Raw genomic sequence first — 21,813 nt, 5'->3', positions numbered from 1 at the left:
CCCCGGTAGGGGGAAGGAGAAGCGACACGAAGTGCGCGCAGCCTGGGGGTGAGCCTTATTTCAGCGCCTTGTAGCGCATGCGTTTCGGCTTGGCGCCTTCTTCGCCGAGGCGCTTCTTCTTGTCGGCTTCGTACTCCTGGTAGTTGCCGTCGAAGAAGGTCCACTGGCTGTCGCCTTCGGCCGCGAGGATGTGTGTGGCAATGCGGTCGAGGAACCAGCGGTCATGGCTGATGACCATGACGGTGCCGGCGAACTCGAGCAGCGCGTCTTCGAGTGCGCGCAGGGTTTCCACGTCCAGGTCGTTCGACGGTTCATCGAGCATGAGCACGTTGCCGCCGGCGATCAGGGTCTTGGCCAGGTGCAGGCGGCCGCGCTCGCCGCCCGACAGCGTGCCGACCTTCTTCTGCTGGTCCGCGCCGTTGAAGTTGAAGCGACCTGCATACGCACGGCTGGCCATCTGGAACTTGCCGACATTGATGATGTCCAGCCCGTTCGAGATGTCTTCCCACACGGTCTTCTGGTTGGCGAGCTCGTCGCGGTGCTGGTCCACAAAAGCCGCCTTGACGGTCGAGCCGATGACCACATGGCCGCTGTCCGGCTGCTCCTTGCCCGCGAGCAGCTTGAACAGCGTCGACTTGCCGGCGCCGTTCGGGCCGATGATGCCGACGATCGCGCCCGGCGGCACGGTGAAGCTCAGGTTGTCGATCAGCATGCGGTCGCCGAAGGACTTACTGACGCCGTGGAACTCGAACACCTGCTGGCCCAGCCGCTCGGCCACAGGAATGAAGATTTCCTGCGTTTCGTTGCGCTTCTGGTATTCCATGTCGCTCAGCTCTTCGAAGCGGGCCAGGCGGGATTTGCTCTTGGCCTGGCGTGCCTTCGGGTTCTGGCGCGACCACTCCAGTTCCTTCTTCAGTGCCTTGGCGTGGGCTTCCTCGCTCTTTTGCTCCTGCGCCAGGCGTTCGCCCTTCTGCTCGAGCCAGGTGCTGTAGTTGCCCTTCCAGGGAATGCCGCGACCGCGGTCCATTTCGAGGATCCACTCGGCCGCGTTGTCGAGGAAGTAGCGATCGTGGGTGATCGCCACCACGGTGCCCGTGAAGCGCTGCAGGAACACTTCGAGCCACTCCACCGATTCGGCGTCCAAGTGGTTGGTCGGCTCGTCGAGCAGCAGCATGTCGGGCTTGGACAGCAAGAGGCGGCACAGCGCCACGCGCCGCTTTTCGCCGCCCGACAGCAGGCCGATCTTGGCGTCCCACGGCGGAAGGCGCAACGCGTCGGCGGCGATTTCCAGCTGGTGCTCGGAATCGGTGCCGGCGGTGGCGATGACGGCTTCGAGCTGGGCCTGCTCGGCCGCCAGCGCGTCGAAGTCGGCGTCTTCGGCACCGTAGGCGATGTACACCTCTTCGAGGCGCGCCTTGGCCGCGAACACCGCGCCCATGGACTCCTCGACCGATTCGCGCACCGTGTGCTCATCGTTGAGCTTGGGTTCCTGCTCCAGGTAGCCGATCGTCATTCCCGGCATGGGCAGCGCCTCGCCCTCGAACTCCTTGTCCACACCCGCCATGATCTTGAGCAGCGTGGACTTGCCCGAGCCGTTCAGGCCGAGCACGCCGATCTTGGCGCCGGGGAAGAAAGAGAGCGAAATGTCTTTCAAGAGCTGCCGCTTGGGCGGCACCGTCTTGCTGACACGGTTCATCGAATAGACGTATTGAGCCATCTGTGAATAGTTACCTTGGGTACAAAGATTCGGGGAAAACGCGCGCGCCAGCGAAAAGGAATCGGGCGCGGCAAACCACCGATTATCGACTCATGCGACAATACACACCGTTGCCGGGTCCAGTTGCCCGCAACACCGGCTCTCTGCCGGGGACGAAGAAGACCCTTCTCGCAACAGGTTTTCCGGCTCCCACCCCTGACCTTCATCTGCCTTGACTGGCTCGGCGTCAACAAGACGTCAAGCGGGCCGATGCCACTGCGCCGTGTATGGCGCTTATTGTTTCCAATGAATTTTGAAGAACTGAAGCTGGCTCCCGCCATCTTGAAGGCTGTGCTCGAACACGGCTACGACACACCCACGCCCATCCAGGCGCAAGCCATCCCCGCGGTGCTCGAAGGTCATGACCTGCTGGGCGGCGCACAAACCGGCACCGGCAAGACGGCCGCCTTCACCCTGCCGATGCTGCACAAGCTCACCATGAGCCGCAGCGCCACCAACAAGTTCGGCGGCGTCGGCATCCGTGCCCTCGTGCTCACCCCTACCCGCGAACTCGCGGCGCAGGTCGAAGAATCGGTTCGCACGTACGGCAAGTACCTGCAGCTCGACTCCACCGTGATCTTCGGCGGCGTGGGCATGAACCCGCAGATCAGCAAGCTCAAGAAGGGCGTCGACATCCTCGTGGCCACCCCCGGCCGCCTGCTCGACCTGCAGCAGCAGGGCATGCTCGACCTGAGCCAGGTCCAGATGCTGATCCTGGACGAAGCCGACCGCATGCTGGACATGGGCTTCATCCACGACGTGAAGAAGATCCTGGCCCTGGTGCCCAAGGAAAAGCAGAGCCTGCTGTTCTCGGCCACCTTCAGCGACGAAATTCGCGACCTGGCCGCCACGCTGCTCAAGAACCCGCAAAGCATCCAGGTCACGCCGCGCAACACCACCGTGCAGCGCATCACCCAGGTGATCCACCCGGTGGGCCGCGGCAAGAAGAAGGCGCTGCTCGCGCACATCATCAACGAGCACAAGTGGAGCCAGGTGCTCGTGTTCACGCGCACAAAATTCGGCGCCAACAGCGTGGCCGAGTTCCTCACCAAGAACGGCATCGAGGCGATGGCGCTGCACGGCAACAAGAGCCAGAGCGCCCGCACGCAGGCGCTGGCCGGCTTCAAGAGCGGCGACATCCGCGCGCTGGTGGCCACCGACATCGCCGCGCGCGGCATCGACATCGACGAGCTGCCGCACGTCGTGAACTACGAGATCCCGAACGTCAGCGAAGACTACGTTCACCGCATCGGCCGCACCGGCCGTGCCGGTTCGAGCGGCGAGGCCGTGAGCTTCGTGTGCCTGGACGAAGAAGGCTTCATGCAGGAAATCGAACGCTTCACCAAGCAGACGATTCCGGTGCAGATCGTCGAGGGCTTCGGTCCTGAAGACGGCGAACGCGCCGAACCGATCGCCATGGGTCGCCAGACGATCTGGGGCGGCGCCGGTCGTCCGCCGAGCCGCGACGTGATGCAGGCAGCCGCCAAGGCCGCCCGCACCGAGATGCTCTCGCGCATTCGTGAGAACAAGGCCGGCCAGGGTGGCGGCGAACGCGCTGGCGGCGGTGGCGGCGGCGGTCAACGCCGTGGCGGTGGCCAGGGTGCAGGTGCTGGCGGTGGTCAAGGCCGCAACGCCAATGGCGGCGGTCAAGGCCAGGGCCAGGGCCCGCGCGGCCAGGGCGCACGCCCGGCGCAAGGCCGTGGGCCGCAAGGTCCGGCGCGCGCGCCGCACCATGCACCGCAGCATCCGCAACAGAACCATCTGCCGCACGACGAGCGCCAACCGCGCCATCACGGCAACAGCCACAGCCCGACGCAAGCCAACCAGGTGGCGCATCTGCGCGCCGAAGCGGTCGCAGGTGGCGAGGGCCAGCCGGATCCGTTGCGCACGAGCGTCGACCACATGGGTGCCGGCCGCGGTCGCGGTCGCCCGGGCGGCGGCGGCGGTGGCGGCTACGGCGGCAACCGTTCGGGCGGCGGTGGCCGTTCGGGTGGTGGCGGCGGCTACGGCGGCGGCGGTGGCCGTTCGGGTGGCGGCGGTGGCGGTGGCCGTTCGTTCGGTCGCTGAATTCCGCGGGCAGGCCACACCTGCCCGGCACTCCAGATCAAGGGCACTTCGGTGCCCTTTTTCTTTTGGCGCCCGCTCAGCGCGGCGGTGCCGTGCTCGCGCGGATGTTCTTCGCGATGCGCAACGCCAGCGCGTCCACGGCGTCGTCGTAGCTCTGGGCCACGGCCTGCGGCTGGCCCACAAGCTCGCCGAAGCTCGCCCAGCGGTACGCCGGATTGCCCGGCACGCTGGTCGGCGTGTCGCCGCTGGCGTCGGCGCCGTAGTAGATCGTGTCCGTCCAGACGGTGTCGCCGTCCCTGGCGCCCATCAGGTAGCCGCTCACGTTGACGCGCGGCACGTAGTCGTTGGAAAAGCGCGCCGACAGCATGCCGACCTCGTTGAAGTACACGTGCAGCACGGGCAGCGAGGTCGGCAGCTTCGCCAGGTCGATGTTGTCGGGCGACCCCGCGGGCCGCACCACGCCGTCGAGCACCTGCGCCTGGTAGCCCTGTGCATTCAATTGCGCGACCAGCGCCGCCGTGAGCCTGGGCCCCATGCCCTTGCGCACGGACTCCATGCGCTCGTTGAAGTCCGAGCCCTTCACGCGGTCGGCAATCGACTGCCACAGCACGCCGAGCGGGATGCCCTTGTTTTCGGTGTGCAGCTTGGCGATGGGCGCCACCGGGATCACCATGATGCGGGTGACGGTGGGCGGCGGGGCCGGGGGGCTGGAGCCACAGGCGGCGAGCCAGAGGCTGCCCACCAGTGCGCAGGCGAGAAGCAGGCGGCGTGACGAGGCGTGATGAGGCTTCATGTGTCCGCGCGCGGCGCGGCTCCCTGGGTTCGTTTTTCTGGCGTTGCACGCTTGGCTTGGCAACCAGCGGCGCACTGCGCAACAGTTTGGTTAGCAATCGTAACTCGGTCCACAATCGTGTCGCCATGCAAACCATTCCTCCCAACTACGCCACCCTCTTCGTCGCCACCTGCAACCTCCTGAACCTCGCGAACCCGAACCGCGTGTACTACGAGAACCAGGACGGCTACACCGAGCGTGAGTACGAGCGAAAGATCGACTGGACGGGCGAGCGCTTCCACGCGCTCAATGCCGACGTGCTGGCGGTGCAGGAGGTGTGGGACGAGGCGGCGCTCAAGGCCTGCATCGCGCGCAGCGGGTTGCGCTACGACTTCGTGTCGGTGCCCGGTGCGGAAAACACGCCGCCACCCGGGAGCCCGCCGGACTCGCCTGCACGGCCGGGCGCCCAGGGCACGCCGCGCGTGGGCATCGCCACGCGGCTGAAGGTGGACGACGTGCGCTCCTTCGTCGACTTTCCGCCGGGCTTCGGTGTCGAAGTGCCCGGCCTGGGCCCGCACACGCGCTTCGAGCGCCCGCCCCTGCTGGCCACGGTGCGCATGAAGCACGGCCAGCAGGTGCATGTGCTCACGGTGCACCTGAAGTCCAAGCGCCCGAAGTTCCTGCAGGACGCGCAGGGCAACCCCCTGGAGGACCGCGACGACCGCAAGGTCGGCGTGATGGCCTCGCTGCGCTCGCTGCTGATGCGCGGCGCCGAGGCCGCGGCCCTGCGCTGCATCGTCATCGACCTGCTGCAGGGCACCAACGTGCCGCTGGTGGTGATGGGCGACTTCAACGACAACCCGCACAGCGTGACCACGCAGCTCGTGGCGGCCACATCGGAGGTGGCGTACGACAGGTCGGCGCGCGACGTGGCGCTGTTCAACGCCTACGAGATGCAGGGCGAGTCGGCGCTCAAGAAGGACGTGGCTTATTCGCACATCCACCAGGGCTTTCCGGACGTGCTCGACCAGATCCTGGTGAGCGAGGAATTCGTTGCCACCAGCCGCCACAGCCTGGGTGACGTGCGCAGGGTCGACTACTTCAACGACCACCTGCACGAGGGGCGCGACCGTTCGCGCTCCGACCACGGCTTCGTGCGCGCGCTGCTGCGGCTGCGCACGGACTGACCTGCCCGCCGCGCCTCTTCAGACCATGCGCTTGCCGGTCTGACGGTCGAACAGGTGCACGCTCTCGGACTCGATGGCCAGGCGCACGAGTTCGTCGGGCCTGGCATCGACACGGCCGTGCACCGCCAGCACCAGCCTGGCTTCGCCAACCTGCACCAGCAGTTCGGTCTCCGCGCCCGTCGGTTCGACCACGATGACCTTGGCTTGCACGCCGTTCGAGCCGCCGCCGAGCGTCATGTCGCCGGGGCGCACGCCGTAGTGCACCGGCTGGCCGTCGGGGGCGGAGGTGCCCGCCGGCACCGGCCAGCGCGCGCCTTGCGACTCGACCCAGCATTCGCCGCCCGCACGCCGCACCGTGCCCTCGATCACGTTCATCGACGGCGAACCGATGAACTGCGCCACGAACAGGTTGTCGGGGCGGTCGTACAGGTCCAGCGGCGTGCCGATCTGCTCGACGATGCCGTCGTGCATCACCACGATGCGGTCGGCCATGGTCATGGCCTCGATCTGGTCGTGCGTGACGTACACCGTGGTGGTCTTCAGACGCTGGTGCAGCGCCTTGATCTCGGCGCGCATCGCCACGCGCAGCTTGGCGTCCAGGTTGGAAAGCGGCTCGTCGAACAGGAACACCTTGGGGTCGCGCACGATGGCGCGGCCCATGGCCACGCGCTGGCGCTGCCCGCCCGACAGCTCGCGCGGGTAGCGTCCGAGCAGCGCATCGAGGTTGAGGATCTTCGCGGCGCGCATCACGCGCTCGTCGGTCACCGACTTCTCTGCGTTGCGCAGGCGCAGGCTGAAGCCCATGTTCTCGCCCACCGTCATGTGCGGGTAGAGCGCATAGCTCTGGAACACCATGGCGATGTCGCGGTCCTTCGACTCGAGGTCGTTGACCACGCGGCCGTCGATGACGATCTCGCCGCCGCTGATGTCCTCCAGGCCCGCGAGCATGCGCAGCAGCGTCGACTTGCCGCAGCCCGAAGGTCCGACCAGCACGACGAACTCGCCGTCGGTGATGTCGAAGCCCAGGCCCTTGATGATCTGGACCTTGCCGAAGGATTTCTCGATATTGCGAAAGGATACGGAAGCCATTTTTCAGTTCCTGCGTTGGCTCAGCTCTTCACGGCGCCGGCCGTCAGGCCGCCCACCATGTAGCGCTTGAATGCGTAGTAGATCGCCGCGGGCGGCAATGCGTAGATCAGGCCCGTGGCCATCAGCAGCTCCCACGGCGAATCGTCGGCCGAGAGGAAGTTGCCCAGCGCCACCGCCAGCGTCACGCTCTTGTCGTTCGACAGCAGCAGGAAGGCATACAGGTACTCGTTCCACGCGAGCAGCAGCGAGTAGGTGCCCACCGCCACCAGCGACGGCACCATCAACGGCAGGTACACCAGGCGAAACAGCTGCAGCGGCGAGGCGCCGTCCATGCGCGCGGCTTCATCGAGCTCGTACGGCAACTTGTCGGAGGCTTGTTTCAGCACCCAGATGCAGTACGGCGACGCGATGGTCACCATTGCCAGGATCAGCGCCCACTGGCTGTTGAGCAGTCCGTAGTTGCCCATGGTCTTGTACATGGGCACGGCCAGGAAGGCCGCCGGAATGAAGTACGTGAACAGCGCCAGGTTCATCACCGTGCGCCCGCCGCGCACACGCAGCCGGCTGATGGCGAACGCGGCGGTGGTCGCCACGAACAGCGTGATCGCACCCACCGACAGCGCAATGACCAGCGAGTTGCCCAGCTGCACCCAGAAGTGGCTCAGGTAGAAGTGCTTCTGCTGGAACACCGTGGCAAAGTTGTTCAGCGTGGGGTGCGAGGGCCACAGGTGGCCGGAGGTCGCCGAGTCCTTCGAAGAGAACGCGAACAGGGCCATGTGGTAGATCGGGACCAGCGTCCACAGCAGCACCGGAATGCCGATGAGCAGCAGCTTGGCCTCGGTCAGCACGGCCTTGGGGGTCCAGCGCTTCATATTGCCCTCCGACGAGCCGCCTCTAGGGAGGCAAGCGCCCCCTCGGGGGGCAGTGAATACACGAAGTGATGAACGTGGGGGCTCATTTCGAGAGCCTCTTCATCATGAAATAGACCAGTGGCAAGACGAGCGGCATGGCCACCACGATGGATGCCATCGACAGGTCGACCTGGTCGAGCCGCAGGTAGCGGATGCCCAGCGTGGCGAGCACGTGCGTCAGGTCGGCGGGGCCGCCGCCCGTGAGCAGGTACACGCTGTTGAAGTCGCCCAGCGTCCAGATCATCGAGAGGATGAGCGAGGTGACGTAGAGCGTTTTCAGCGCGGGCCAGCTCACGAAGCGGAACTTCTGCCACGAGGTGGCGCCGTCGACCGACGCCGCCTCGTACTGCTCGCCCGGAATGGCCAGCCGCCCGGCCACGAGAATGAGCGTCCAGAACGGCAGCGACTTCCACACGTGCACCAGCATCGCGAAGCCCAGGGCCAGCGACGGGTCGTTGAGCCAGTTGGGACCGTCGGCGCCGGTCAGGCGGAAGATGGTGGTGTTGATCACGCCCCATTCGGGGTTGAGCATGAAGCGGAACGACAGGATGGTGGGAATCGAGGGCATCGCCCACGGCAGGATGAAGATCGCCGAGATGATCTTGATCCACCAGCGCGATGTGACGAAGAAGCCCGAGAGCACGAGTGCCACGGCCATCTTGATGTTGATCGCCACGACCAGGAAGACGGCCGTGTTGATGACGGAGCGGAAGAAGATCGGGTCTTCGACCAGCTTCACGTAGCTTTGCGGATGGCGGGCGAGCCACAGCCCGTAGCCCACCGGGTAGAGCACGAACACCACGAACACCAGCAGGTAGGGCACGACCATCACCGCGCCCCAGAACTGCCAGCGCGCGTGGCGCGCACCCAGGTTGGCAACAGGCGCCGCGGGAGTCGCGGCGGCAGCGGGAGCAGTGACGGTCGAGCTCATGGCGTCGGCAGCAGTGCGTTGTCGGGATGCGCCGCGCTTACTGCGCGGCCACCGTCTTGATGCGCGCGATCATCTCGTCGACCGCCTTGTCCACCGGCACCTTGTCGGTCACGATGCGGCTCATCGCCTTGGCCCAGACGTTCTCGTTGTTGATCACGGTGAAGCGGTAGTTCTTGGTGAACTCGAAGGTCACGGTGCCCGCGGCGTACTGGTTGAACACCGACTTGCGATGCGAATCGGCCTGCCAGAACGGGCTGGCCTGCCCGGTCTTGGTGACCGGGAACCAGCGGCCCAGCGAACCCTCGACATACGGCGTGAGGTTTTCTTCCTGCAGCAGGAAGGACACGAACTCCTTGGCGCGCGCCTTGTTCTTGCCGTCCTTGAACACCACGCCCGTCTTCACGGCCGTGCGGTAGACCATCTTGGTGCCGTCGGGCTTGGTCGGGAAGCCGGCCGTGCGAATGCGCTCGGTGTAGTTCTTCTTCGCCTCTTCACGCTGCTCGGGCGTGAGCGTGGCGTTGTTCGAGTCGTCGAGCCACTTGGCCGGCAGCGAGATGGTCGCGTTGTGCGTCATCACGGTCGTCTTGTTGTGGAAGGCGACGTTGTTGTCCGGGTCCTTCCAGCTGGTGGACGAAGGCGGCGTGCAGCCCGTGAGGTAGGGCTTGGTGTAGTCCGTCATGGCGGCGATGAGGCCGGTGCGCACCTTGGGGTCGTCCACGAGCAGCTTGCCGTTGTCGTCGACCAGCTTCACGTTGTAGGCGTCCATGAAGGTCAGGAACGAATAGAACGCGTCGCTCGAATCCACGCCCATCGGCATGCCGATGCCGAAGGTGCGCTTGCCGCTCTTCTGGCGGCTCGCGGGCTGAACCTTCTCGCACCAGAAGGGCCAGTATTCCTTCCAGGTGGTGGGGATGTCGGACTCCTTGAAGCCGGCCTCCGTGAGCATGTCGAGCCAGTACTCGATGTGCATGGTCTGCTGCTTGATCGGGAAGGCGTAGTAGGCCTTCTTCTTCGTCTGGTCGTTGTAGAGGAAGGTGGTCTCGATCGTGTTGGTCGCGAAGCGGTCCTTCATGGGCGTGAGCACGCTGCCGATGTCTTCGAGCTTGCCGTCGAAGGCCCACTTGCCGGTGACCTGGAAGTCGTACACGTCGGCATAGGCCACGTCGGGCGGGCTGCCGGAGTCGAGCGCGGACACGGTCTTCGGAATCATGTCCTGCACCGGGTACTGCGACAGCTCGACCTTCACGTCCTTGTGCTTGTCCTCGAACTTCTTGATGGCGGCGAACAGCGCGTCGTCCTCCGCCTTGTAGAAGCCCTTGACCCACCAGACGGTGAGTTTCTCTTGTGCTGCGGCGTTGCCTGATGCGATCAGGCCCAGCGCGACCAGCGTCGGCGCAATGAGCGACTTGACGAGTTTCATGGTTGTGTCTCCTTCTCTTTTTCGGTGGAATTGGCTCGGCGGGCGAGCGTAGGGTGAAAGAACCGGATGCGAACTGCGGACAAACGCGTAGACGGGCGCAGGGGGCGTGAACGTCGTGGTGCGGCTAGCTGGCCTTGAGCCTGGGCGGCGGCCTGCTCAGGCGCGGCAGGCGGCGACGCGAACCGAGAATTTCCTCGATGTCCTGGCGCGCGCCGTCGATAAGGCGAATGACCGCCACTTCGGCCAGCCCGGGCTCGTGCGCGATCACCGCGTCGAGCACCGCGCGGTGCAGCGGCAGCGAGAGCGCGGGGCCGTCGGGCTTGGTGGTCGACAGCTCGAAGCTGGTGCGCAGCAGCGCATTGAGCGCCTTGCTCATCTGCGCCAGCATGCGGTTGCGCGCGGCGCTCAGCAGGCCGTTGTGAAAGCGCAGGTCGAAGGTGACGTAGTCGCCGCCGTTTTCAACGGCCTCCTTCATGCCGGCGTAGGCCTGCTCGATCTCGTCGATGTCTTCCTGGCTGGCCCGCTCCGCCGCGAGGCGCACGGCAGCCGGCTCCACCACGCGGCGCAGGTCCTGCAGGTCGCGCAGGAACTCGGGCGTGAGGCCGGCGCGCGCCTGCCAGGTGATGACGTCGGGGTCGAACCAGTTCCACTTGTCCTTGGGCAGCACGCGGGTGCCGACCTTCGGCCCCGTCACGATCAGGCCCTTGGCCGCGAGCGACTTGATGGCTTCGCGCACCACCGTGCGGCTCACGCCGAGCTCCTCGCCGAGGATGGGCTCCGCAGGGATCGACGCGCCGATCGCGTAGCGCCCCGAGACCACGGCTTCACCGAGCAACTCGAGGGTGCGGCCGTGGATGTTCTTGATCATGTGTGATGTGAAATTTGCTATCTCGCCGCTCGCAAATCCTGAGGTCTAAACGGCTTGACCGCGCTTATCATATGATGATTGAAATCGACCTTCGGCAGGACAAACCCTGAGGTTTGGGGCCGCTGAAACCAATAAACGGAGACACCCCATGAGCACTTCCCCCAAGAAAAAATCCGGCGAGCTTCGCAGCCAGCAGTGGTTCGGCCGCAACGACCGCGACGGCTTCATCTACCGCAGCTGGATGAAGGGCAAGGGCGTGCCGCACGACCAGTTCGACGGTCGCCCGGTCATCGGCATCTGCAACACCTTCAGCGAACTCACGCCCTGCAACTCGCACTTCCGCACGCTGGCGGAGCAGGTGAAGATCGGCGTGTACGAAGCGGGCGGCTTCCCGCTCGAGTTCCCGGTGATGTCGCTCGGGGAAACCCTGCTGCGCCCCACCGCCATGCTGTACCGCAACCTCGCGAGCATGGACGTGGAAGAAAGCATTCGCGGCAACCCGCTCGACGGCGTGGTGCTGCTCATGGGCTGCGACAAGACCACGCCCGCCTTGATGATGGGCGCGGCCAGCGTCGACCTGCCGACCATCGGCGTGTCGGGCGGCCCGATGCTCTCGGGCAAGTGGCGCGGGCAGGAACTGGGCTCGGGCACCGGCGTGTGGCAGATGAGCGAGCAGGTGCGCGCCGGCACGCTCAAGCTGCAGGAATTCTTCGAAGCCGAGAGCTGCATGCACCGCAGCCACGGCCACTGCATGACGATGGGCACCGCGAGCACCATGGCCTGCATGGTCGAGTCGCTGGGCATCGGCCTGCCGGGTAACGCGGCCTACCCTGCCGTCGACGGCAGGCGCAACGTGCTTGCGCGCCAGGCGGGCCGGCGCATCGTGGACATGGTCCACGAGGACATGAACATGTCGAAGATCCTCACGCGCCAGGCCATCGAGAACGCGATCAAGGTGAATGCGGCCATCGGCGGCTCGACCAACTTCGTGATCCACCTGCTGGCCATTGCGGGGCGCATCGGCGTCGACCTGACGCTCGACGACTTCGACCGCCTCGCCTCCGAGCTGCCCTGCCTGGTGAACCTGCAGCCCTCGGGCCAGTACCTGATGGAAGACTTCTGCTACGCGGGCGGCCTGCCGGTGGTGATCAAGGAAATTGCCGACCACCTGCACAAGGACATCCTCACCGTCACTGGCCAGAGCCTGTGGGACAACGTGAAGGACGCCGAGAACTATGGCCCGCAGGTGATCCGCCCGCTGGCCGAGCCCTTCAAGGAGAACGCCGGCATCTGCGTGCTGCGCGGCAACCTCGCGCCCAACGGCGCCATCATCAAGCCCAGTGCGGCCACGCCGGAACTGCTGGTGCACAAGGGCCGCGCGGTGGTGTTCGAGAGCGCCGAAGACCTGCACAAGCGCATCGACGACGAGAACCTGGACATCGACGAGCACTGCGTCATGGTGCTGAAGAATTGCGGCCCCAAGGGCTACCCGGGCATGGCCGAGGCGGGCAACATGCCGCTGCCGCCGAAGGTGCTGCGCAAGGGCATCACCGACATGGTCCGCATCAGCGACGCGCGCATGAGCGGCACGGCCTACGGCACGGTGGTGCTGCACACGGCCCCGGAAGCGGCTGCCGGCGGGCCGTTGGCGCTGGTGCAGGACGGCGACATCGTCGAACTCGACGTGCCCAACCGCAAGCTGCATCTGCACGTCAGCGACGAAGAGCTGGCCAAGCGGCGCGAGAAATGGGTCGCGCCCAAGGCGCCGCTCGATTCCGGTTACTGGAAGTTGTACGTCGACACGGTGCTTCAGGCCGACCAGGGGGCCGACCTGGCATTCCTGCGTGGTCGCCGCGGGGCCTTCGTGCCGCGCGACAATCACTGAGATGACAAGACTGATAGCGATCGACTGGGGCACCAGTTCACTGCGCGGCGCCCTGCTGGACGCGAGCGGCAAGGTACTCGAGGAACGCAGCGACGCACGCGGCATCCTCACCGTGCCTGAAGGCGGCTTTCCCGCCGTCTTCGAGACACTGTTCGGCGACTGGATGCGGCTTGAAGGCACGCGCTGCCTCATCTCCGGCATGGCCGGCAGCAAGCAGGGCTGGGTGGAGGCACCCTACTGCGCGTGCCCGGCGGGCCGCGTGGAAGTGGGCCGCAAGATCATCGACCTGAACACCGCCATGGGCGCCCTGCCCGGCGCGCGCATCGCGATCGTGCCGGGCCTGAGCGACGAGCACGACGGCGTGCCCGACGTGATGCGCGGCGAAGAGGTGCAGATCTTCGGCGCGATGGCCATCACAGGGCAGAGCGACGGCGTCTTCGTGCTGCCCGGCACCCACAACAAGTGGGTCACGGTGAAGAAGGGCCGCGTGGCGGCCTTTCGCACCTACATGACGGGCGAGTTCTACGCGCTGCTGAGCCAGCACTCGATCCTGGCGCGCACGCTCGATGCCTCGGCGCCACTCGACGAGGCCTCGTTCCTCGAGGGCGTCACCCGCGCCGAGAACGGCCACGGCCTGCTGCACAACGCCTTCGGCACGCGCACGCTCGCGCTGTTCGAGCGCATGCCGAAGCAGGAGCTGTCGAGCTACCTCTCCGGCCTGCTCATCGGCGAAGAGCTGCGCACGCAGTCGCTCCAGGCGGTGGGCGAGGTGGTGCTGATCGGCTCCTCCGCCCTCACCCAGCGCTACACACTGGCCCTGCGCGCCACCGGCGTCGCCACGCGCACGCTGGGCGCCGAAGCCACCTGGGCCGGACTGCACGCGCTGTCCGGCTTCCTCGACACCGACCGGACGCCCGCATGACCACGCCCCTCGACAAATTCAATGCCGCCATGCGCGCACTGCCCCTGGTGGCCATCCTGCGGGGCCTGTCCCCCACCGAGGCTGCCGATGTCGGCGACGCCATCGTCGAGCCGGGCTTCCTGCTGCTCGAAGTACCGCTCAACTCGCCCCGGCCGCTGGAGAGCATCGCGCTGATGCGCCAGCGCTTTCCCCAGGCGCTGGTCGGCGCGGGCACGGTGCTGAGCGCGCAGCAGGTGCGCGACGTGCAGGCGGCCGGCGGCGAGCTGATCGTCTCGCCCAATTTCAACGCCGAGGTCATTGCCGAGGCCGCGCGCCTGGGCATGGTCTGCCTGCCCGGCGTGATGACGCCGACCGAGGCCTTCGGCGCGCTCGCGGCGGGCGCCACCGGGCTCAAGCTGTTCCCCGCCGAGCTGGCCTCGCCCGCCGTGGTGAAGGCGCTGCTGGCCGTGCTGCCCGCCGGCACGCCGGTGATGCCCGTGGGCGGCATCACCCCCGCGAACATGGCCGAATGGCGCGCGAGTGGCGCAGCCGGCTTCGGCATCGGCTCCGCGCTGTACAAGCCCGGCAAGCAGGCCTCGGCGGTGCGCGACGATGCGAAGAAATTCGTCGCGGCCTGGCACGGCCTCACCCTGGCCTGACCCGCGCCACCCCCTCACAAGAACAAAAGGAGACCCCACCATGTCCGCCGATTCCGACTACGCCAGCCCCGCCGTTCGCAAGCTGCGCGAAGACCTTGCCCTGGCCCTTCGCGCGGCCGCCCACCACGGGCTGTCCGAAGGCGTATGCAACCACTTCAGCGTGATGCTGCCGGGCGCGCAAGACCGCTACCTCATCAACCCGCGCGGGCTGCACTGGAGCGAGATCGGCGCCGACGACATCGTGCTGATCGACGTGCACGGCGAAGTGCTGGCGGGCCGTCACCGCGTGGAGCCCACGGCCCTGTTCATCCACGGCGCGGTGCACCGGCTCACGGGCCATGCGGTCGTGCTGCATTGCCACATGCCGTACGCCACGGCGCTCACGATCACGGTCGACCGCGCGCTCGACCCCACCGCCAGCCAGAACGCGATGCGCTACATGAACCGCATTGCCATCGATGCCGAGTACAACGGCCTGGCCCTGGACGACGCCGAGGGCGAACGCATCGCGCGCGCCATGGCCGGCAAGGACGTGGCCTTTCTGGCCAACCACGGCGTGATCGTGGCGGGCGGCACCATCGCGCACGCCTACGACGACCTCTACTACCTGGAGCGCGCCTGCCTGCATCAGGTGATTGCGCAGTCGACCGGGCGCCCGCTGGTTCCGGTGAATGCAAAGCTGGCTGCGCACGTGGCGGCGCAGATCCAGGGCGAGCGCGAACAGTCCGACCTGTTCTTCGAGGCGCTGCGGCGCATGCTGCCGGCCCCGCGGGCCTGAGCCAAAGGCCTACAACGATTGGCGTGCCCCGTGAGGCGCGCCGAAGCCGTTGCGCCTTTAGGATGTCGGTGTGAGTCGTGATTGCCGCAGCGCACCAACAAGAATTGCCGCGCGCACGGGCTTACAGCTCTTCATCCGATTTCGCTCCAGCCTTACACGTGCTTCACACGGGGACGCGAGGATGAGGCTTCCAACCACATACCGGGGGATCACATGAAAAAGCTTACTTTCGCATTCGCAGCCGCAGCCTTGTTGTCGCTGGCCGCGCTCAGCGCGCCGGCGCAGGCCCAACGTGGCGGCCCCATCATCCAGGCGCAGGTGTACGTCGTGCCGCCGCCTCCGCCGCGCCGCTACTACGCACCGCCGCCCCCGCCGCGCTACTACAACGCGCCGCGCCATTACGGCCCCGATCGCCATTACCGCGATCGCCGCTGGGACGACCGCCGCCACTATGGCCGCCGCGACAGCGACCGCGACGGCGTGCCGAACCGCTACGACCGCCGGCCAAACAATCCGTACCGCTACTGATGCAAAAACCCGGGCCTGGCCCGGGTTTCTGTTTGTGACGGCAGTTGTTGCGTCTACTTACGCCGGGGCCGCCGCATAGGGCGGCGTGTCGCTGGACAGCCCCTGCTTCAGCTGCCGCGAGACCCCGTCGGCCAGCACCTCGGGCTTGCCGGCCTCCACGCCTTCGAGCGCCTGGCGCGCCACGTCGTCAGGCGACACCTTGTCGCCCGGAATGTGCGCGGCCATGTCGGTGTCCATCAGGGCCATGTGCAGGCTCGTGACCTGCGTGCCCTGCCCCGCGAGCTCGTTGCGCAGGCCGTTGCTCAGCGACCAGGCCGCCGACTTCGTCGCGCTGTAGGTGGCCACGCCCGGAAAGGTGGTCCAGCTCAGGGCCGACAGCGCGTTGACGACGGCACCGCCGCCATTGGCCGCGAGCACCGGCGCGAACGCCTGCGTCACCGCCCAGGGGCCGAAGAAGTTGGTTTCGAACTCGGCGCGCGCGGCGGCCACGGCATCGGGCGAACCCAGAAAGCTTGACCCGCGCGAGATGCCCGCGTTGTTGATGAGCAGCGTGACGTCGCCGCAAGCGCGCGCGGCCGCCTCGATCTGCGCGGGCTGCGTCACGTCGAGCGCGACCGGGGTCACGCCGGGCAGCGTGATGCTCTGGGGGTCGCGCGCCGCGCCATAGACCTTGCGGGCGCCGGCGGCCAGCGACGCTTTGGCGAACGCCAGGCCAAGGCCGCGGTTGGCGCCGGTGATGAAGACGACGGAGTCCTTGATTTTCATGGCGAGCTTTCGTTGAACGAGGTTGTTGAAAATTGCTTCAGGCCTGCGCCACGCGGCGCAGCAAGCCGTTGGTGGTGCGCGGCCAGCCCACGCGGCCGAACCAGGCGCCGCCCGCAATGGCCGACGCGATCACGATGCCGTACACCACCAGCGCCACGCCTTGCGCCGCGAACACGCCGGTGAGCCCGCCGCCCCAGCGCAGCGCCAGCCAGCCGCCGGTGCCTGCCACCACCAGGCGCGCGATATTGCCCAGCACCGGCCACAGCAGCCGGCCCGCGCCCTGCGACGCGAAATACAGCACCAGCCCGACACCGAAGAAGCCGTACAGCGGCCCCACCACACGCAGGTAATGTTCGCCGGTTTCGAGCATGGCCGGGTCGTTGCCGAACAGCATCAGCCAGGGCCGCGGGAACAGCGCCGCCACCACCCCGATGGTCTCGGTCAATGCAAAGGCCATCGCCGCGCCGGCCCAGGTGGCACGCAGCGCGCGCTCGCGCTGCCCCGCGCCCATGCAGGTGCCGACCATGGCGACCAGCGGCGCGCCCAGGCCGAACACCAGCGGCACCAGCAGGTACTCGAGCCGCGAAGCCGTGCCGTAGCCGGCCAGCGCGCCCGAGCCGAAGTGGCCCGTGAGTGCGGTGGCGATGCCGATCGACAGGTTGGTCGCCACCGTCGACACCGCGCCCACCAGACCGATGCCCAGGATGTCGCGGAACATCGGCCAGCGCAGCTTGAGCGCGTCGAGCGTGGGCCGCAGCAGGCTGCGCGGCGAGCGCAGGTAGACGATGAGCGCAATCGAACCCAGCAGGTAGTACAGCAGCAGCGCCATCGCACCGCCCGCGATGCCCATGCCCGGCAGCGGGCCGAAGCCGAAGATCAGCAGCGGCGAGGCGGGAACGAGGAACACCACGCCCACCACCGTCACGTTGGCCGGCACCGACATGTTGCCGGTGCCGCGGATGATGGCCGACAGCGAATTGAAGAGCCACACCAGCACCGCGCCCGCGAACACCCAGTTCGAGTAGGTGAGCGCGGCCTCCAGTGCCGGCCCCGTGCCGCCCATGATCCCGTAGAGCCATCGTCCGCCCAGCAGCAGCGCCAGCGTGAAGCACAGGCCGAAGCCCAGCGCGATGACGATGGCATGCCACACCAGCGCGTCGGCGTCCGCGCGGCGGCGTGCACCGAGCGCGCGCGCGATCGACGAGGCAATGCCGCCACCCATGGCGCCGCTGGACGTCATCTGCATCAGCATGACGATGGGGAACACCAGCGCCATGCCCGCCAGCGCATCGGTGCCCAGCTTGCCGACGAAGTAGGTCTCGATGAGGCCGACGGAAGCCTGCGCCACCATCACCAGCACGTTGGGCGCGGCCAGCCGCAGCAGCGTGGGCACGATGGGCGCCTCGAGCAGGCGGCGCGTGCGCGGGTCGAGCTCGCCCTGGGCCTGCGGCGCTTTCGGCGGCGTGGACGTTGTCATGGCAATGGCTCGGGTGTGTTCAGGCGCGCGCGGCCGTGGTGGGGGTGGTGGTGGCGACCGGCGTGCCGGTCTTGGCCGCGGGGCGGCGGATCAGCATCACGATCACGGCCGCCACCAGGCAGGCCGCGCCGGCGGCATAGAGCGCCGGGGTGTAGGTCAGCAGCAGCGTGCGCGCAAAGCCCGCGCCGTAGGCGGCCGTGGCGGCGCCCAGCTGGTGCGCGGCAAACACCCAGCCGAACACCAGGCCCACCTTGGCGGGGCCGAAGGTGGCGCCCGCAAGCTTGACGGTCGGCGGCACGGTGGCGATCCAGTCGAGGCCGTAGAACATCGCGAACAGGCCCAGGCCGTAGATGGTGAATTCCGAATGCGGCAGCCAGAACAGCGACAGTCCGCGCAGGCCGTAGTACCAGAACAGCAGCTTGCGGTTGTCGTAGCGGTCCGACAGCCAGCCCGACAGGATGGTGCCCACGAAGTCGAAGGCGCCCATCATCGCGAGCACCGATGCGGCGGGCACGGCCCCCATGCCGTTGTCGCCGCACAGCGAGATGAAGTGGGTCTGCACCAGGCCGTTGGTGCTCAGGCCGCAGATGAAGAAGGTGCCCGCAAGGATCCAGAAGGTGCGGTTGGTCGAGACCTCCTTCAGCACGCGGAACGGCGTGGCGAAGTTCATCATCGGGGCCGCCACGGCGGGCGCGGCCGGCTGCGTGCCGGGCACTTCGCCGTAGGGCAGCAGGCCGATGTCCGACGGCCGGTTGCGCATGAGGCACAGCGCCAGCACGCCGATGAGCACGCTGCCGATCACGATCGGCACGATGGCCGAGCGCCAGCCCCAGTGCTCGATCATCCAGGCTGCGAACGGCAGGAAGGCCAGTTGCCCCGTGGCCGAGCTGGCCGTGAGCATGCCGATGACCAGGCCGCGGCGCGCCACGAACCAGCGGTTGGCCACCACCGCGCCGAGCACCAGCGCCGTCATGCCGGTGCCCAGGCCCAGCATCAGGCTCCACAGCACGAAAAGCTGCCACAGCTGCGAGGCCATGGTGACCAGCGCCATGCCCAGGCCGACGAGCGCGAGGCCGGTGCAGATGACGGCGCGCAGGCCGTAGCGTTCCATCAGCACCGCGGCGAACGGGCCCATGAGGCCGAAGAGCGCAAAGCGCAGCGCGAGCGCGGAGGAGATCTGCTCCGTGCTCCAGCCGAACTCCTTGGTCAGCGGCTGCAGCATGGCACCCGGCAGACCCAGCGCAGCCGACATGGTCAGCATGGTCAGGAAGGTGATGGCGGCGACGATCCATCCGTAGTGGATGCCGCGGCGCTGCAGCCATGCGGAGACTTGGGTGGCGAACATGGGACCTCTGCTGTTGGGATGAATTTGGAGGAGAGAAACGGGGAGCGCAGACCGCGCGGCCGTGCGCGGGGTCGATGAACAGGTATGAGGCGGCGGCGTGGGCGATGCAGGCGGCAGGGGTCAGGGGTCAGTCTTCGATGGCGGGCTCGTCGTCGGCCCCGAGCAGTTCCATCGCTTCGTCGATCAGCTGGTGCAGCGCGAGCACGCGCTCCACGCCCAGCAGTGCATTGATCTTCTGCTGCGCCGCCTTCCAGTACTGCTGCGCTTCGCGGCGCTTGGCCTCGCCGGCGTCGGTGAGCTGCACCAGCAGGCTGCGCGCATCGGCGCCGGCACCCTGCGCGATGAAGCCCGCGGCGATCAGCGGCTGCAGGTTGCGGCTCAGCGTCGAGGCTGTCATCTTGAGCTCGCCCGCCAGGTCGACCGGGCGCGAGGGACCGAGCCGCGCCAGGTGCGACAGCAGCGAGTACTGCGTGGTCTTGAGGCCGCTTTGCGACACCTCGGCGTCGTAGTGCTGCGAGAGGCGGCGCGACAGCTGTCGCACCTTGAAACTGGTACAGCCGCGTGGCTTGGTGGGGGTGTCCATGGGATATTATTGTAGGTGCAACTGTTGCATATGCAACCACAACTCCCCGCCAAAGCCCCCAGGAGGAACACAGGCATGACACCAACCACCAGCCAGCTCGAGGCCTGGATCGCCGAAGAACGCCGCATCATCGACCGCCTCGAAGGCGGCCCGGGCCCCGGCCTTGCCCGTCCCGACCAGCTCGCCGGCAAGACCGGCCTCGAGATCATGCAGGCCATGCTGAACGGCGACATTCCCTATGCGGCCATCGCCAAGACGCTCGACTTCACGATCCTCGAAGTACGCGCCGGCGTGGCCATCTTCCAGGGCACGCCGCTGCCGCAGCACCTGAACCCGCTGGGCACCATCCACGGCGGCTGGGTCGCGACGATGCTCGACTCCGCCCTGGGCTGCTCGGTGCACACGATGATGCCGCCCGGTCGGGCCTACACCACCGCCGAGCTCGGCGTGAACTATGTGAAGGGCCTCACGCCCAAGGTGCAGCGCGTGCGCGCCGAGGGCAAGGTGATCCACTGCGGCAGGCAGCTCGCCACCGCCGAAGCGCGCCTGTACGGGCCCGACGGCACGCTGTACGCGCATGCCACGACCACCTGCCTGGTGTTCGAGATTCCGCCGGGGCGTTGAGCCACGCCCCCGGCGCAGTAGGCCTTTGACCCGTAAGTACAAAGGCCTCTGCGCGCAATCCCCCCAGTGATAATTATTCGCATCTCGGCCGCTGCGACAACGACAGGCGCCGGCGTTTCCAGAATATTTCACTGCTCCCGGAGGATCTCCATGACCGAACGCTCAGGCGTCCAAGGCCGCGCCGCGCGCGCATTGTTCGGCGCCAGCGCCGCCTCGCTCGCCATGACCGCGCTCGTCGCCCTGCCCGCGCAAGCCGCCGCCGACGAACTCACGCTCTACACCACGCGCGAGCCCGCGCTGATCCAGCCGCTGATCTCGGCCTTCAGTGCGCAGAGCAACATCAAGGTCAACACCGTGTTCGTGAAGGACGGCCTGCTGGAGCGCGTCAAGGCCGAAGGCACGCGTTCGCCGGCCGACGTGCTGATGACGGTGGACATCGGCAACCTCATGGACCTGGTCGAGGGCGGCGTGACGCAGCCGGTGAAATCGGCCGCGCTCGAATCGGCCATTCCCGCCAACCTGCGCGGCGCCGACGGCCAGTGGTTCTCGCTGTCGATGCGCGCGCGCGTGCTGTACGCCGACAAGAGCCTGCCGCTCACGAGCTTGCGCTACGAAGACCTGGCCAACCCCAAGTACAAGGGCAAGGTCTGCATCCGCGCCGGCCAGCACCCCTACAACACCGCGCTGGTCGCGTCGCTCATCGCGCACGACGGCGAGGCCAAGGCCGAGCAATGGCTGCGCGGCGTGAAGGCCAACCTGGCCCGCAAGGCCACGGGCGGCGACCGCGACGTGGCGCGCGACATCCTCGGCGGCATCTGCGACGTGGGCCTGGCCAACTCGTACTACGTCGGCCAGATGAAGAGTTCGAAGGAAGGCACCGACGCGCGCAAGTGGGGCGACGCCATCAAGGTGATTCGCCCGACCTTCGCCAACACGAAGAGCGGCGGCACGCACGTGAACATCAGCGGCGCATCGGTGGCCAGGAATGCGCCGCAGCGCGCCAACGCGGTCAAGCTGCTCGAGTTCCTGGTGTCGGAACCGGCGCAGGCGCTCTACGCGCAGGCCAACTACGAGTACCCGGTCCGCAAGGGCGTGGCGCTCGACCCGATCATCGGCCAGACCATCGGCGAACTGAAGGTCGACCCGCTGCCGCTGACCGAGATTGCCAAGCACCGCAAGCAGGCCAGCGCGCTGGTCGACAAGGTCGGCTTCGACCAGTAGCGTTGGCTCGCCCCCAGGCTGCGGCGCACTGCGTGTCGCCTTCTCC

Annotated in this window: 20 protein-coding genes; 9 read left to right on the top strand and 11 right to left on the bottom strand. The window is 67.3% G+C overall.

What is annotated here, in order from left to right; translation table 11 throughout:
* Positions 1 to 55: 55 nt before the first annotated feature.
* Entirely contained in the window at positions 56 to 1,717 is a 1,662-nt protein-coding gene (gene ettA / locus AC1DJH_RS13525; RefSeq protein ID WP_472119096.1) for an energy-dependent translational throttle protein EttA, read from the bottom strand.
* A gap of 285 nt (positions 1,718 to 2,002) precedes the next feature.
* On the opposite strand from ettA, the gene AC1DJH_RS13520 reads away from it, so the two are divergent.
* Positions 2,003 to 3,823, top strand: a complete 1,821-nt coding sequence (locus tag AC1DJH_RS13520) for a DEAD/DEAH box helicase (RefSeq protein WP_472119093.1) — start codon at positions 2,003 to 2,005, stop codon at positions 3,821 to 3,823.
* 76 nt (positions 3,824 to 3,899) lie between these two features.
* Here the strand turns inward: AC1DJH_RS13520 and AC1DJH_RS13515 are convergent, their stop codons facing one another.
* Positions 3,900 to 4,616 (bottom strand): hypothetical protein, encoded by a 717-nt coding sequence (locus AC1DJH_RS13515; protein WP_478186038.1) that lies wholly within the window; start codon positions 4,614 to 4,616, stop codon positions 3,900 to 3,902.
* A gap of 125 nt (positions 4,617 to 4,741) precedes the next feature.
* Here AC1DJH_RS13515 and AC1DJH_RS13510 point away from each other — a divergent pair, with 125 nt between their 5' ends.
* Complete coding sequence (locus tag AC1DJH_RS13510; RefSeq protein WP_478186037.1) at positions 4,742 to 5,782, top strand: endonuclease/exonuclease/phosphatase family protein; 1,041 nt, start codon at positions 4,742 to 4,744, stop codon at positions 5,780 to 5,782.
* An 18-nt stretch (positions 5,783 to 5,800) separates the two neighbouring features.
* Here AC1DJH_RS13510 and AC1DJH_RS13505 read toward each other — a convergent pair whose 3' ends face one another.
* From AC1DJH_RS13505 to AC1DJH_RS13485, 5 genes are all read right to left on the bottom strand, one after another.
* Positions 5,801 to 6,871 carry an ABC transporter ATP-binding protein gene (locus AC1DJH_RS13505; protein ID WP_478186036.1) on the bottom strand — a complete coding sequence of 357 codons (1,071 nt, stop codon included), beginning with the start codon at positions 6,869 to 6,871 and terminating at the stop codon, positions 5,801 to 5,803.
* A gap of 20 nt (positions 6,872 to 6,891) precedes the next feature.
* Positions 6,892 to 7,743, bottom strand: a complete 852-nt coding sequence (locus AC1DJH_RS13500) for a carbohydrate ABC transporter permease (RefSeq protein ID WP_472119082.1) — start codon at positions 7,741 to 7,743, stop codon at positions 6,892 to 6,894.
* Between the two features lie 82 nt (positions 7,744 to 7,825).
* Complete coding sequence (locus AC1DJH_RS13495) at positions 7,826 to 8,713, bottom strand: carbohydrate ABC transporter permease (RefSeq protein WP_435484448.1); 888 nt, start codon at positions 8,711 to 8,713, stop codon at positions 7,826 to 7,828.
* Between the two features lie 37 nt (positions 8,714 to 8,750).
* Positions 8,751 to 10,133, bottom strand: coding sequence for an ABC transporter substrate-binding protein (locus tag AC1DJH_RS13490; RefSeq protein ID WP_478186035.1), 1,383 nt, complete (start codon positions 10,131 to 10,133; stop codon positions 8,751 to 8,753).
* Between the two features lie 124 nt (positions 10,134 to 10,257).
* Positions 10,258 to 11,001: a FadR/GntR family transcriptional regulator gene (locus tag AC1DJH_RS13485; RefSeq protein ID WP_435484450.1), complete on the bottom strand. Its 744-nt coding sequence runs from the start codon at positions 10,999 to 11,001 to the stop codon at positions 10,258 to 10,260.
* Between the two features lie 148 nt (positions 11,002 to 11,149).
* Between AC1DJH_RS13485 and AC1DJH_RS13480 the strand changes: the two genes are divergently transcribed.
* The 5 genes from AC1DJH_RS13480 to AC1DJH_RS13460 all read left to right on the top strand — a co-directional run bounded on the left by AC1DJH_RS13480 (position 11,150) and on the right by AC1DJH_RS13460 (position 15,752).
* Positions 11,150 to 12,886, top strand: a complete 1,737-nt coding sequence (locus tag AC1DJH_RS13480; RefSeq protein ID WP_435436393.1) for an IlvD/Edd family dehydratase — start codon at positions 11,150 to 11,152, stop codon at positions 12,884 to 12,886.
* Position 12,887: 1 nt separating this feature from the next.
* Complete coding sequence (locus AC1DJH_RS13475) at positions 12,888 to 13,808, top strand: 2-dehydro-3-deoxygalactonokinase (protein ID WP_478186034.1); 921 nt, start codon at positions 12,888 to 12,890, stop codon at positions 13,806 to 13,808.
* Positions 13,805 to 14,446, top strand: coding sequence for a 2-dehydro-3-deoxy-6-phosphogalactonate aldolase (locus tag AC1DJH_RS13470; protein ID WP_478186033.1), 642 nt, complete (start codon positions 13,805 to 13,807; stop codon positions 14,444 to 14,446). The genes AC1DJH_RS13475 and AC1DJH_RS13470 overlap by 4 nt, the downstream gene beginning before the upstream one ends.
* 40 nt (positions 14,447 to 14,486) lie before the next feature.
* Entirely contained in the window at positions 14,487 to 15,224 is a 738-nt protein-coding gene (locus AC1DJH_RS13465; RefSeq protein WP_435484454.1) for an aldolase, read from the top strand.
* A 213-nt stretch (positions 15,225 to 15,437) separates the two neighbouring features.
* Entirely contained in the window at positions 15,438 to 15,752 is a 315-nt protein-coding gene (locus tag AC1DJH_RS13460; RefSeq protein WP_472119070.1) for a hypothetical protein, read from the top strand.
* A gap of 57 nt (positions 15,753 to 15,809) precedes the next feature.
* On the opposite strand, the gene AC1DJH_RS13455 is transcribed toward AC1DJH_RS13460, so the two are convergent.
* The 4 genes from AC1DJH_RS13455 to AC1DJH_RS13440 form a co-directional block, all read right to left on the bottom strand.
* Positions 15,810 to 16,517, bottom strand: a complete 708-nt coding sequence (locus AC1DJH_RS13455; protein ID WP_478186032.1) for an SDR family oxidoreductase — start codon at positions 16,515 to 16,517, stop codon at positions 15,810 to 15,812.
* A gap of 37 nt (positions 16,518 to 16,554) precedes the next feature.
* Positions 16,555 to 17,994: an MATE family efflux transporter gene (locus AC1DJH_RS13450; RefSeq protein WP_478186031.1), complete on the bottom strand. Its 1,440-nt coding sequence runs from the start codon at positions 17,992 to 17,994 to the stop codon at positions 16,555 to 16,557.
* A 19-nt stretch (positions 17,995 to 18,013) separates the two neighbouring features.
* Positions 18,014 to 19,339 (bottom strand): MFS transporter, encoded by a 1,326-nt coding sequence (locus tag AC1DJH_RS13445; protein WP_478186030.1) that lies wholly within the window; start codon positions 19,337 to 19,339, stop codon positions 18,014 to 18,016.
* A 127-nt stretch (positions 19,340 to 19,466) separates the two neighbouring features.
* Positions 19,467 to 19,922, bottom strand: coding sequence for a MarR family winged helix-turn-helix transcriptional regulator (locus AC1DJH_RS13440; RefSeq protein ID WP_435484457.1), 456 nt, complete (start codon positions 19,920 to 19,922; stop codon positions 19,467 to 19,469).
* A gap of 75 nt (positions 19,923 to 19,997) precedes the next feature.
* Between AC1DJH_RS13440 and AC1DJH_RS13435 the strand changes: the two genes are divergently transcribed.
* A complete protein-coding gene (locus AC1DJH_RS13435; RefSeq protein WP_478186029.1) occupies positions 19,998 to 20,546 on the top strand; it encodes a PaaI family thioesterase in 549 nt (182 codons plus the stop codon).
* A 150-nt stretch (positions 20,547 to 20,696) separates the two neighbouring features.
* Complete coding sequence (locus AC1DJH_RS13430; protein ID WP_478186028.1) at positions 20,697 to 21,767, top strand: Fe(3+) ABC transporter substrate-binding protein; 1,071 nt, start codon at positions 20,697 to 20,699, stop codon at positions 21,765 to 21,767.
* Positions 21,768 to 21,813 lie beyond the last annotated feature (46 nt).

Source organism: Variovorax sp. 10N412 (genome assembly GCF_056394985.1).
This window is presented reverse-complemented; position numbering and strand designations above follow the sequence as displayed.

What these genes read in the sequence shown, in the direction of transcription:
- AC1DJH_RS13515 (WP_478186038.1), bottom strand. Translation starts at nt 4,616, where the DNA reads ATGAAGCCTCATCACGCCTCGTCACGCCGCCTGCTTCTCGCCTGCGCA.
- AC1DJH_RS13450 (WP_478186031.1), bottom strand. Translation starts at nt 17,994, where the DNA reads ATGACAACGTCCACGCCGCCGAAAGCGCCGCAGGCCCAGGGCGAGCTC.
- AC1DJH_RS13495 (WP_435484448.1), bottom strand. Translation starts at nt 8,713, where the DNA reads ATGAGCTCGACCGTCACTGCTCCCGCTGCCGCCGCGACTCCCGCGGCG.
- AC1DJH_RS13465 (WP_435484454.1), top strand. Translation starts at nt 14,487, where the DNA reads ATGTCCGCCGATTCCGACTACGCCAGCCCCGCCGTTCGCAAGCTGCGC.
- AC1DJH_RS13485 (WP_435484450.1), bottom strand. Translation starts at nt 11,001, where the DNA reads ATGATCAAGAACATCCACGGCCGCACCCTCGAGTTGCTCGGTGAAGCC.
- AC1DJH_RS13510 (WP_478186037.1), top strand. Translation starts at nt 4,742, where the DNA reads ATGCAAACCATTCCTCCCAACTACGCCACCCTCTTCGTCGCCACCTGC.
- ettA (WP_472119096.1), bottom strand. Translation starts at nt 1,717, where the DNA reads ATGGCTCAATACGTCTATTCGATGAACCGTGTCAGCAAGACGGTGCCG.
- AC1DJH_RS13505 (WP_478186036.1), bottom strand. Translation starts at nt 6,871, where the DNA reads ATGGCTTCCGTATCCTTTCGCAATATCGAGAAATCCTTCGGCAAGGTC.
- AC1DJH_RS13430 (WP_478186028.1), top strand. Translation starts at nt 20,697, where the DNA reads ATGACCGAACGCTCAGGCGTCCAAGGCCGCGCCGCGCGCGCATTGTTC.
- AC1DJH_RS13480 (WP_435436393.1), top strand. Translation starts at nt 11,150, where the DNA reads ATGAGCACTTCCCCCAAGAAAAAATCCGGCGAGCTTCGCAGCCAGCAG.
- AC1DJH_RS13500 (WP_472119082.1), bottom strand. Translation starts at nt 7,743, where the DNA reads ATGAAGCGCTGGACCCCCAAGGCCGTGCTGACCGAGGCCAAGCTGCTG.
- AC1DJH_RS13445 (WP_478186030.1), bottom strand. Translation starts at nt 19,339, where the DNA reads ATGTTCGCCACCCAAGTCTCCGCATGGCTGCAGCGCCGCGGCATCCAC.
- AC1DJH_RS13460 (WP_472119070.1), top strand. Translation starts at nt 15,438, where the DNA reads ATGAAAAAGCTTACTTTCGCATTCGCAGCCGCAGCCTTGTTGTCGCTG.
- AC1DJH_RS13475 (WP_478186034.1), top strand. Translation starts at nt 12,888, where the DNA reads ATGACAAGACTGATAGCGATCGACTGGGGCACCAGTTCACTGCGCGGC.
- AC1DJH_RS13490 (WP_478186035.1), bottom strand. Translation starts at nt 10,133, where the DNA reads ATGAAACTCGTCAAGTCGCTCATTGCGCCGACGCTGGTCGCGCTGGGC.
- AC1DJH_RS13455 (WP_478186032.1), bottom strand. Translation starts at nt 16,517, where the DNA reads ATGAAAATCAAGGACTCCGTCGTCTTCATCACCGGCGCCAACCGCGGC.
- AC1DJH_RS13440 (WP_435484457.1), bottom strand. Translation starts at nt 19,922, where the DNA reads ATGGACACCCCCACCAAGCCACGCGGCTGTACCAGTTTCAAGGTGCGA.
- AC1DJH_RS13520 (WP_472119093.1), top strand. Translation starts at nt 2,003, where the DNA reads ATGAATTTTGAAGAACTGAAGCTGGCTCCCGCCATCTTGAAGGCTGTG.
- AC1DJH_RS13470 (WP_478186033.1), top strand. Translation starts at nt 13,805, where the DNA reads ATGACCACGCCCCTCGACAAATTCAATGCCGCCATGCGCGCACTGCCC.
- AC1DJH_RS13435 (WP_478186029.1), top strand. Translation starts at nt 19,998, where the DNA reads ATGACACCAACCACCAGCCAGCTCGAGGCCTGGATCGCCGAAGAACGC.